The organism is Acinetobacter sp. L-24, from assembly GCF_056857555.1.
In genome coordinates, this window is the sequence record NZ_JBSXNI010000017.1 from 1 (window position 1) to 10,041 (window position 10,041).

13 protein-coding genes and 3 pseudogenes are annotated in these 10,041 nt (G+C 36.1%); 5 read left to right on the plus strand and 11 right to left on the minus strand.

Going from position 1 to position 10,041, the window contains the following annotated elements; genetic code table 11:
- From AC13CK_RS00765 to AC13CK_RS00795, 7 genes and pseudogenes are all read right to left on the minus strand, one after another.
- Positions 1 to 78, minus strand: a pseudogene (locus AC13CK_RS00765) (IS6 family transposase); the annotation flags it as partial.
- Positions 79 to 220: 142 nt separating this feature from the next.
- Positions 221 to 925 (minus strand): IS6-like element IS1007 family transposase, encoded by a 705-nt coding sequence (locus tag AC13CK_RS00770; RefSeq protein ID WP_104427072.1) that lies wholly within the window; start codon positions 923 to 925, stop codon positions 221 to 223.
- 42 nt (positions 926 to 967) lie between these two features.
- Positions 968 to 2,107 (minus strand): annotated as a pseudogene (locus AC13CK_RS00775) (ISNCY family transposase); the annotation flags it as partial.
- A gap of 237 nt (positions 2,108 to 2,344) precedes the next feature.
- Positions 2,345 to 3,229, minus strand: coding sequence for an Mph(E) family macrolide 2'-phosphotransferase (locus tag AC13CK_RS00780; protein WP_000155092.1), 885 nt, complete (start codon positions 3,227 to 3,229; stop codon positions 2,345 to 2,347).
- 55 nt (positions 3,230 to 3,284) lie between these two features.
- Positions 3,285 to 4,760: an ABC-F type ribosomal protection protein Msr(E) gene (gene msr(E) / locus AC13CK_RS00785; protein ID WP_000052512.1), complete on the minus strand. Its 1,476-nt coding sequence runs from the start codon at positions 4,758 to 4,760 to the stop codon at positions 3,285 to 3,287.
- A 492-nt stretch (positions 4,761 to 5,252) separates the two neighbouring features.
- A complete protein-coding gene (gene nadS, locus AC13CK_RS00790; protein WP_000369781.1) occupies positions 5,253 to 5,525 on the minus strand; it encodes a NadS family protein in 273 nt (90 codons plus the stop codon).
- Positions 5,518 to 5,838: a type II toxin-antitoxin system RelE/ParE family toxin gene (locus tag AC13CK_RS00795; protein ID WP_000897307.1), complete on the minus strand. Its 321-nt coding sequence runs from the start codon at positions 5,836 to 5,838 to the stop codon at positions 5,518 to 5,520. Before AC13CK_RS00795 ends, nadS begins: the two co-directional genes overlap by 8 nt.
- 139 nt (positions 5,839 to 5,977) lie before the next feature.
- Between AC13CK_RS00795 and AC13CK_RS00800 the strand changes: the two genes are divergently transcribed.
- Entirely contained in the window at positions 5,978 to 6,397 is a 420-nt protein-coding gene (locus AC13CK_RS00800) for an SMI1/KNR4 family protein (protein WP_001180106.1), read from the plus strand.
- A gap of 79 nt (positions 6,398 to 6,476) precedes the next feature.
- On the opposite strand, the gene AC13CK_RS00805 is transcribed toward AC13CK_RS00800, so the two are convergent.
- Positions 6,477 to 6,758: an addiction module antidote protein gene (locus AC13CK_RS00805; protein ID WP_000985609.1), complete on the minus strand. Its 282-nt coding sequence runs from the start codon at positions 6,756 to 6,758 to the stop codon at positions 6,477 to 6,479.
- Positions 6,759 to 7,061, minus strand: a complete 303-nt coding sequence (locus AC13CK_RS00810; RefSeq protein WP_000286964.1) for a type II toxin-antitoxin system RelE/ParE family toxin — start codon at positions 7,059 to 7,061, stop codon at positions 6,759 to 6,761. It lies immediately after the preceding gene.
- Between the two features lie 148 nt (positions 7,062 to 7,209).
- Here AC13CK_RS00810 and AC13CK_RS00815 point away from each other — a divergent pair, with 148 nt between their 5' ends.
- The 3 genes from AC13CK_RS00815 to AC13CK_RS00825 all read left to right on the plus strand — a co-directional run bounded on the left by AC13CK_RS00815 (position 7,210) and on the right by AC13CK_RS00825 (position 8,597).
- On the plus strand, positions 7,210 to 7,740 hold the full coding sequence (locus AC13CK_RS00815) for a hypothetical protein (protein ID WP_000172759.1): 531 nt from the start codon (positions 7,210 to 7,212) through the stop codon (positions 7,738 to 7,740).
- 268 nt (positions 7,741 to 8,008) lie between these two features.
- Positions 8,009 to 8,296: a BrnT family toxin gene (locus AC13CK_RS00820; protein ID WP_000438825.1), complete on the plus strand. Its 288-nt coding sequence runs from the start codon at positions 8,009 to 8,011 to the stop codon at positions 8,294 to 8,296.
- Positions 8,283 to 8,597: a BrnA antitoxin family protein gene (locus AC13CK_RS00825; RefSeq protein WP_004728120.1), complete on the plus strand. Its 315-nt coding sequence runs from the start codon at positions 8,283 to 8,285 to the stop codon at positions 8,595 to 8,597. The genes AC13CK_RS00820 and AC13CK_RS00825 overlap by 14 nt, the downstream gene beginning before the upstream one ends.
- A gap of 60 nt (positions 8,598 to 8,657) precedes the next feature.
- Here AC13CK_RS00825 and AC13CK_RS00830 read toward each other — a convergent pair whose 3' ends face one another.
- Positions 8,658 to 9,428 carry a hypothetical protein gene (locus tag AC13CK_RS00830; RefSeq protein ID WP_032073134.1) on the minus strand — a complete coding sequence of 257 codons (771 nt, stop codon included), beginning with the start codon at positions 9,426 to 9,428 and terminating at the stop codon, positions 8,658 to 8,660.
- Between the two features lie 58 nt (positions 9,429 to 9,486).
- On the opposite strand from AC13CK_RS00830, the gene AC13CK_RS00835 reads away from it, so the two are divergent.
- Positions 9,487 to 9,825 carry a hypothetical protein gene (locus AC13CK_RS00835; RefSeq protein ID WP_032073153.1) on the plus strand — a complete coding sequence of 113 codons (339 nt, stop codon included), beginning with the start codon at positions 9,487 to 9,489 and terminating at the stop codon, positions 9,823 to 9,825.
- 127 nt (positions 9,826 to 9,952) lie between these two features.
- On the opposite strand, the pseudogene AC13CK_RS00840 reads toward AC13CK_RS00835, so the two are convergent.
- Positions 9,953 to 10,041: pseudogene (locus AC13CK_RS00840) on the minus strand (IS6 family transposase); the annotation flags it as partial.

Here is a 10,041-nt window from a genome sequence, read left to right on the forward strand (position 1 = left end):
GATGCCATATTTACAATACCAACGAACAGCCCAAAGAATGATTTCACCTTGAAAGTGCCGACCATGGAAGGGATTCATCTGCTGTATCTCGAAATAAATAAGATATTTAGCTTATCATGTCAGCCTATTTGCAACAGTGCCGTTGTTAGTGGGTCAAACCACTAACAACGGCACTGTTGCAAATAGGGATCTGAGTCGATGATTTTCCCTTCAAAAAAGCTTAGAGACCGAAAACTCTATTTACTAGCCAAACTTCTCCTAGAATATTACCGTTATAAAATAATGAAGCTTGTCCTTTGCGTAGAGCACGCATAACCTCAATTCCTTTAATTGTGGCATAAGCCGTTTTCATAGACTTGAATCCCAACGTAGCCTTGATGATCCGTTTGAGCTTGCCATGATCACATTCAATCACGTTATTCTTGTATTTAATCTGTCGATGGTCCAAGTCTTCAGGACACTTTCCTTCCTGTTTTAGTCGCGACAAAGCACGGCCATAGGTATGAGCCTTATCAGTGTTTATGACTCGTGGAATCTGCCATTTTTTGACATGATTCAAAATTTTACCAAGAAAACAATAAGCTGAATGGGTATTTCGTCTAGCAGAAAGATAGAAATCAAGAGTATGGCCACGTTGGTCAACTGCACAGTATAGATATGCCCATTTGCCATTCACTTTTACGTAAGTTTCATCCAGATGCCATAAATGTCGATCTGTAGGATTACGCCAATACCAACGTAAACGTTTTTCCATTTCTGGAGCATAACGCTGAACCCAGCGATAAATTGTGGTGTGATCAACATTCACTCCACGTTCAGCGAGCATTTCCTGAAGTTCACGATAGCTGATGCCATATTTACAATACCAACGAACAGCCCAAAGAATGATTTCACCTTGAAAGTGCCGACCGTGGAAGGGATTCATCTGCTGTATCTCGAAATAAATAAGATATTTAGCTTATCATGTCAGCCTATTTGCAACAGTGCCGTTGATCTTCCGTCCTTCATGCATGAGGGCCACAGTGCCATCCGGGTACTCCAGAAATGAAATGTATTGCCCAACAAGCTTATGATTCAGCTCTGTCGGTTCAAGCAGATAAATACACTTGTCATAGGTGATGGTTAGGTTCTTCGTGACCTTACGCGGTTCCTGCCAAGTGAATATATCCTCCAGCTCAGCATCAGATTCCGTTAAAGATCGATGTAAATTCTTCGAGTTTCTCGCACACTTGGCAAACTTCTGATTGAAGTGCTCAATGAAGCAGGGTAGCCATGCATTGGCTTCGGCAATTGAACTGATGCCTTCCAGACGCATCTCCTTGATCAAACGGTCTTGAAGGGTTCTATTCGCGCGTTCTACGCGACCTTTAGCCTGTGGTGAGTTGGCAAAGATAATATCAATATTTAACTCGTTCAGAATCCGCCCAAATTGCGTGATCTGGCTGTCTTTCCTGGATTTCTGATTAACTCTGAATACCGAATGTTTGTCGCTATAAAAGGCCAGAGGTTTGCCGTATTGTTCAATGTAGGCTCGGGTTGAAAGCATATAGTCGAAGGTGGTTTCCGCCTCACAGAAGCGTAGATGCAACAGCTTTCCAGTGGCATCATCGATATACACCAATAAACAGCACTTAGCAGCGCGTCCTTCGAACCAGTCATGATATGAGCCATCAATCTGGATCAGCTCACCGAAGCAATCCCGGTTATAACGTGGCTGATATGGACGTTTAAGGCGCTTGGATCGCGGAATCCAGAGGTCATTGGCCATCATCCAGCGCCGAACCGTTTCTACCGGGATATTCAGGTCAAATATGCTGCTGAGCTTCTCATGCGCCAAGGTAGGTCCAAAGCCCAGCAGATGTTCAGAAATAATGGAAAGACATTTTGATTTTAATAACTCATCATGGCGATGATGGCCAGGTTGACCACGACTGGCATGTGCCAGACCTGAAACACCGTCTTGATTGAGTTTCTGCAATAACCGGGTAATTTGACGAGTGGAAAGATTCAGGATTTCAGCAGCACGGACCTGGGTAATACGATGATCTCGAACGTCTTGCAGAACTGCAAGACGTTGAATTTCCTTGTCAGACATAGTGATCAACATCTCTAATTTATATCCAGTCCATGATGGTAAAAACCATCATAAACTAGACATTTTTATTGGTGAGAATATAGACACTTTAAATGGTTTCTAACAAGGTTACTTCACATAAGAAATTTTATGTTAAATGATTGTTAGAAATGCCCCTTGATCGAGGCATTTTCTATAAAGAATACTAAAAACTAATTAAAGCCAACCAAGTTTCAAAACAAGGCAGTTCTCAGCAATCATATTTTTAAATTATATAACTCCCAACTGAGCTTTTGCTCCAACGATAAGGCTTTCATTTTGAGTTTCTAAGGCAAATAAACCATACATCAAAGGAGAGGCCGCTGCTCTTTCTAAAGTCTGTTCATATAGTTTATTCCAAACTTTACCCCCTAGTTTTTCATACTCGATGATTAGAGTTTTGAGGCTTTCTTCTCCAAACAAAGTTACATGCCCAGCAAAATCAATCGCTGGGTCATCTATATGGGCTGTTGACCAATCAATAACGCCTGAAACAGCTCCATCCTTTGAAGCTAGTACATGCCCAGCATATAAATCGCCATGTATAAATTGGGTGAAATCTGCCCATAGAACATCATTATCCAACCATTTTCTGTAGCGGGTTTCCAATTGCTCACTTATACCAATTTCAGATTTTACTAACTGCAAATTGTTTGCTATTTCAGGTCTTAAATCTGAAGGTTTCATAATTTTCAAATCATTTTCCCGAACTTCTTTTTCAGGAATACTATGGATTTCAAATAAGGTTTTTGCCAAAGATGTTATGTATTTCGGGCTATCTTTGTCCATATTCCAAATTATTTCATAGGTTTCAGCATCCAAATTTAAAACAGGATTATCTTTAAGTATGGGATAAGCCACTAATTCTGTAGATGAAATTCTCCAATCAGGAACCTCTACAGAAAGATGTTTTTTTACCAATTCTAAAATGCGTTTTTCTTTCTTGATTTGTTCCCTCATGCCATCACGACGAGGAATACGCAGCAACCATTGTTGCCCCTTTGTATCAAGAGCAAAAACGACCTTAAAATCAATGCCCATTTCATTGAAATTCATTTTGTCCGTAAGCAACAAGCCGTGTGCTTCAGCAAGTGATTGAATATCTTGAATTGTCATTTTTAATTTCCTTTAAAGAGTTCAATAATTAATGTTCGGATTAGATTGGCTATCATTAACAATCTCTCTCAAAAGTCTTGATGATTTTGTGGTCTTTGATCTCGTAGATAATGTCAGCAATATTATCGACCAATTGCTTGTCATGAGATACGAAGATAATAGTTCCTGCATAGGACTTCATCATTGTTTCTAATGCGGCAATACTTTTTAGGTCAAGATAGTTTCCTGGTTCATCCATAAGCAAAATATTATATTTTCCTAAAAGCATTTTGGATAAAAGCAGTTTGATGATTTCACCTCCCGATAAGTCGGATAAGTTTTTTTGAATATCATTCGCTCCGATCCCCATTGAAGCCAATACTGCACGAATTTCCGCAACTGTGTACTCGCACTCTTCCTGCATAAAGGAGAGCACAGATTTATGCGTGTTAAATTTATATCCTGTTTGTGTAAAGTAGCCAATTTCAGCTTTTGGAGATATGGTTAATCCATCAGCACGTTCTGATATCATTTTTAACAAGGACGTTTTCCCTGTTCCATTCGATCCAGTTATAGCGACTTTAGCGCCAAGCGGTATTATAAAGTTAGCGTCATCAAAGATAGTACGGCTACCAAATTTTAAGCTCAGACCATCTGCCGTAATCGGGAACTTATTGTGCAGTTCTAGGGCTGAACTTTGACGAAAACGAATAGAACGCAAATGCTCTGGTGCTTGAATATCTTCTAATGCAGCCAAACGCTTTTCCATACTCTTAGCTGCCTGATACAGTTTTCTTTGCTTGGTGCCAGTCATTTTTGCATGCCCAAGTCGTCCAGCACTTTCGGTAGAGTTTTTGGATTTTTCTCCTTTTTTCTTATTGTCTAATCGATTAGCTTGCTGGCGTTTTTCTTGCACAGCAGATTCTAATCGCTCCCGTTCCTTCATCATCAGCTCATATTCTACGGCTTGGTGTTGTCGCTCTTCTTCTTTTTGACGCAAGTAATCCGAGTAACCACCCCAATATTCCGTAATTTTACCGTCTTTTAACTCCCATATCTTGTCTACAACCATATCAAGAAAATATCGGTCATGACTGATAACAAGTAATGCTCCATCAAATGCTTTAAGTTGACCAATAAGTAGATCTATTCCATTGAGATCAAGGTGGCTGGTTGGTTCATCCGCTAGAATGCCATGTACTTGTTGGGAAAATGCGGCAGCAATTTTTGCACGAGTTTCCTCTCCGCCACTCATTGTGTCGTTTTGTACATTGGAAACACCAAGGCGAGATAACATTGCCCGGTCTTCGACCGTTTCTATTTCGATTCCGCCCAGTTGGCTGATATGTGCAAAATCACCAAAACGCTGTAATGTCGCTTCGGCTAAAACAATTTCGCCATTAAGTACTTTGAGTAAACTACTCTTTCCTGCTCCGTTATCACCCACAAGACCAATACGGTCATAAGAGTGAATTTCCAATTCATCAATATCCAAAACATCACGCCCAGCATAATCCAAGCGTATGTTTCTCGCTTTAATAATTAAACTCATTTTTATTTACTCCTGTTTAGCTCTTGAAATTTTTTATGCAGCAAACAGGATTTAGGTGAAAACAAAAGCTAGCATCACAGTGTCCTCCCAAAAAAAAAGCTATTCATCCACAGGGTGGACAAATAGCTAGTCAATTAAGTTATAACTGGAAACTATGCACTAAAAGCATACTTATAAATTAAGCATACTTTTACTTTATATATCCGCATATATTCTTAAAGACACAACAAAAGCCCACCATTATAAAATAGTGTCACTATGCAAATAGTTGTGTCTTAACGAATGCGGATAGAATGCATAAACTTACCTAAAAAATAAAATTCAGTTTTATGATAACTTTACTGTTAAAAGAAGTCTAGACAACCTTGTTTTATGCTTGGATATAAGGCTTATTTTAAAATAATAGTAGTGAAGATTTTCTAAAATTAACATAATACACCTTATACGAAATAAAAATGGGAGCCTTAAGCTCCCATTTTTTAAGTAATTTTTTCAAATAAGGCTTGGGTGAGCATCTAAAATTCGAATCAATGTAGCTGCTGGTCCAGTTGGATAGCGTCGTCCCTGTTCCCAATTTTGCAGGGTACGGGGGCTAATATGTAGACGTGCAGCAAATTCATTTTGGCTCAAGCCAGTTTTTTCACGTACTTCTTTAATATCAGGCAATTCGAGTTCTGTAACTCGGCTTGCTTTAACTTCTTTACGTTTGATAGCTCCAGCTTCTTTGATTGAAGCAACCAAGTCATCAAATAAGTTGTTATCCATGAAATTGCTCCTTCACGAGTTGGTGCAGAATGGCGGTTTCCTTATCTGTTAAATTATCTTTTACTGATTTTGGATAAGCCACTAAGAAAAAGATCTGATCATCCTCGGTGACCCAATAATAAATCACCCGTATCCCACCACTTTTCCCTTTGTTACCTTGAGCACAACGTACTTTGCGAATACCACCGCCATTCTTGATTAGGTCACCTCTATCAGGCTGTACCAAAAGATCTTGCTGAAGTTGACGATATTCCTCATCAGATACAAGGTCTTTAATTTGCTTGGTAAAGATGCTGGTTTCAATAAATAACATGGACTCTTTATACGTCAATGGCGTATTTGAATTTTAGCAGTTTCCATAACAAAAAACGAGAGCTGGTAGATCTCGTTTCGCATAACAGCCATTATGTTAAATTGTAGTAAGAACTTTAATGCGATAGAGCAGAATGTATATGCAAAATAAGCTTGATAACATTATTCAAGAATTAAAAGAACTATCTGGGAATAGTCGTCTAAACATAGAACTACCTGATGATATTTTCATATCTGCTTATGAACGAAAAATAGGTTTTATTTTTCCAAAAGATTATAAAAAAGTTTTGAAAGAGATTAGCAATATCTTTTATGGAACAATTGAATTAGCGTCTCTTACAGATGAGAAAGAATGCTATCGAGGGCTATCTCAGATATTAAATGATGCTAGGGAGCAAGGTCTGCCAGAAGATTGGCTACCTATTTGTGAAGATAATGGTAGTTATTATTGCCTATCTCCTAATCATAAAATTAGATATTGGACAGCAGATGGATATAGCGATGAGCAGTGGGAAGATTTAGCAGATTGGATCAAGCAAGTTTGGATAGATGGAAATTAAGAATTTCTAAAATTAACATAATACACCTTATACGAAATTAAAAAATGGAGCCTAAAGCTCCATTTTTTAATAACTTTTTTTAAATTGCTAAGCGTAAATTCAGTGCTTTTACAACTTTAATCACAGTATCAAAACTAGGGTTAACATCACCAGAAAGTGCTTTATAAAGACTTTCTCGGCCTAAGCCTGTATCTCGTGATAATTGAGCCATTCCTTTAGCTTTTGCAATGTTACCTAAAGCCTTTGCAATGAATGCGGCATCGCCATTAGATTCTTCAATACATGCTTGTAAGTAAGCCTGCATATCATCCTCTGTTTTAAGATGCTCAGCACTGTCCCATTTGCGAAGTTTAATAGCCATTTATAGCTCCTCCTCTAAATCTTGTGCCAATTGCAGGGCAAGTTTTATATCTTTACTTTGCGTAGACTTATCTCCGCCTGCTAAAAGAATAACAACCCTTTGCCCTTGCTTGCAGTAATAAATCCTATAGCCTGGCCCAAAGAAGAAACGTAATTCAGAAACACCTTCACCGACCGGCTCAGTATCTCCAAAGTTTCCATCTTCAACCCGATCAATTCGGACTTGTATGCGTCTTTTTGCCTGCTGGTCTTTTAACTTGGTGAACCAGTCATCAAAGACTTCAGTGGTATATATTGAGTACATAAGTAGAATGTATCCTATAGGATACATTTATGCAAGAAATAAACTTGATATTTGGGGCTCGAAACGGTGAATTTCGTATAACCGCCATTATGTTAAGTTAATCAAAATTCTTAATGCACCAAAACCTAAAAATTTAAATGGAGTAAAAATGACTTTAAAGGGGTTAGATATTCAAGAAGATTGTATCAAAGCTATTTCTAATGAATCTTTAATATTTGATATTAAGAATAAAGAGTTTTTAGAGGATATAGAAAATCTTTTATTACAGTATTTTCAAAATTTTAGTAATGATTTAAATGGAATTGAGTTTGATAATTTTTCTGTGGAGTTTTGGTTCGATGCAGGACAATTGATTATTTATCCTGAAAAAGATTTATTAGATCGTAAACCCTTTGAATCTGAATATGATTTAGATAGATTAGACCCTTATTTTTATCTAGTTTGTGAAGAATATAGGATATATTTTGATGACTTAATATCTCGAAAAGTAAGCGATCAAGTATCTGAAAAAGAAGCTATTTCTAAAACTAATGACGTAATTGATTGTGTAAGCAAAGCTATAAAAAATATAAATGATGAAAACAATCTTTTAAAGATGTTAGGCAGGCCTAAATTAGAAATAAGATATTTCGGTGTAACGAAAGAAGAACTTTTAGCAAAAGAAATTCTCGTGAAATGAAGTAGATATTTTTGTCGTATTAAGGAAAACTAAAATTAACATAATGGGCGTTATACGAAATGCACAAATTGAAAAATATAAAAATCAAAAACTTATGATATAAATTATTTGCTCGATGATGTTCAAAAGCCGACTTGGAAACAAGTCGGCTTTTTTATGAGCAGTTTTGATAGTTCTTGCCAATAAATTTGACTAAAAATTACGCTTCTCAACTTGAGTTATACAATTTTGTGATACATTATTGTATATACAAATTTGAATGTTTTTTATGGAACAGTATTTTGAATGGGATGAGGCTAAGAATCGAAAGAATCAGAAAAAGCATGATATCTCTTTCGAAACTGCAAGCCTTGTTTTTGAAGATCCATTACGGATCTCAATCCAAGACAGACATACCGATGGTGAAGAACGTTGGCAAACCATTGGACGAGTTAAAGGCGTACTAATGTTATTGGTGGCTCACACCATTTTTGATGAAGATGACTGTGAAATCATACGAATCATTAGTGCAAGGCAAGTGACTAAAGCGGAGCGAAACAAATATGAGCATGGTTAGATACTCACGCAAAGAGCTGAATGAGAAATTTGGTGAGAAGCAAGATGCTGAAATTCAACGCTTGCTTGCTAAAGGCACGGTTCCTGATGATCAGCTAGATCTATCAGATATTCCTGAAATTACCGATTGGAGCAGTGCTGTACGCCAAAATCAATTTTACCGCCCAGTGAAGCAACAAACTTCAATTCGGTTAGATGCTGATGTACTTGCTTGGTTCAAAGCACAAGGCAAAGGTTATCAAACACGAATGAATGAAATTTTACGGGATGCTATGCTGAAAGAATTAAAAAATCATCAATAAAAATGGGAGCTTAAGCTCCCATTTTTGACTTCGCATAACGCCCATTATGTTAAATATATTTTAGTTAAGTAATTTATCTCTTATCAATTCTTTAAATTTTTCAGGATTTTGCTCCGCTTGATTATTAAAAATATCAAAGTAAGTTAAAGCTTGTTGTTGAATTTTTCCTTTATTTGGAACACGAGAAGCAGGATGAGGGAGTCGAATTACTAAAGTCTTTTTATTCCAGAATCTTACGCTAAATCCTTCTATAGATTCTTTGAAGTTAAGAATATCTTCGTCATTAACATAATTGAGTTTCAACTGTTCCCAATTTCCATGATATGCACCTAAGAAAAAAATATTTTTAGGTTCTAATCTATCAAGTTGATTTACTAAGTTTTCTATTGATATATCTTTAAGATGCTCATACAAATCTATACTTTTATTTTTTGAATTCAATAAGTTAAAAGATTTTTTATTATAATCAAAGAAGTAGAAGTTTAACCATTGTATATACTCGTTATTATTTTTTTCTTTGACTTTACCTAAGAATTTTAAGAATTGTGATCTCACAGGTGGCTTTTCATAAAGATTACGGTATCTAATTTTACTTTCAGAAATTAATTCATTTGTACTTAAATTTCCTAATATAAAGCTATCTAATTTCAATTTCCCCCATCCAGAAGTTTCTTGGCCAACAATTACTACTTTATTTTTGGATTGGTCAAAAGAACTATCTAAAAAATCTGGAATGAAAGGTAAGCTGATTTTTTGTAAAAGAGGGTGATAATCCTTATGTGTAATAAGGTTATTTTTTAATTTATTTAAATTTTCTGAGTATTCAATCATAGTATGTTTACTTGCTTAATTTTTTTTAAGTTATATATGAAAACTTAGGAGAATAACATTGAAAATAGGTATATTTTGGTTTTATAAAAATCAAGTTCTTGGTATTTCTCATGAGTTTGATATTAATAGCTCAGATTCTTTAGGTATGATTGATAGTGCCTACAACCATGTATCTTATTGGGATGAATTACGAAATAAATTTTCTGAGCTAAGGGAAATTGAATATGACGATGTACCTCGGGGAAGAGTAATATTCGATAAAAATAAAAATAAATTGATCATCTATCTAGATAAGAAATTATTAATTAAAGGTAAGGTATCAAAAATTTGTGATTTTTTTGATGCTGAATATGATGTGAATACAGTATTACGCTTAGATCCGCACTATAGAACTTAATAGAAAACTAAATTTCTGATTAGAAAGATTTTCTAAAATTAACATAATACACCTTATACGTAATGCGTTATAATTGGCACTGTTGCAAATAGAGATTTGAGTCGATGATGTTCCCTTTAAAAAGTACTTAGAGACCGAAAACCCTGTTGATTAGACACACTTCACCCTGAGGCTGACCATAATAAAATGACGATGCTTGTCCTTTACGTAGTGCAC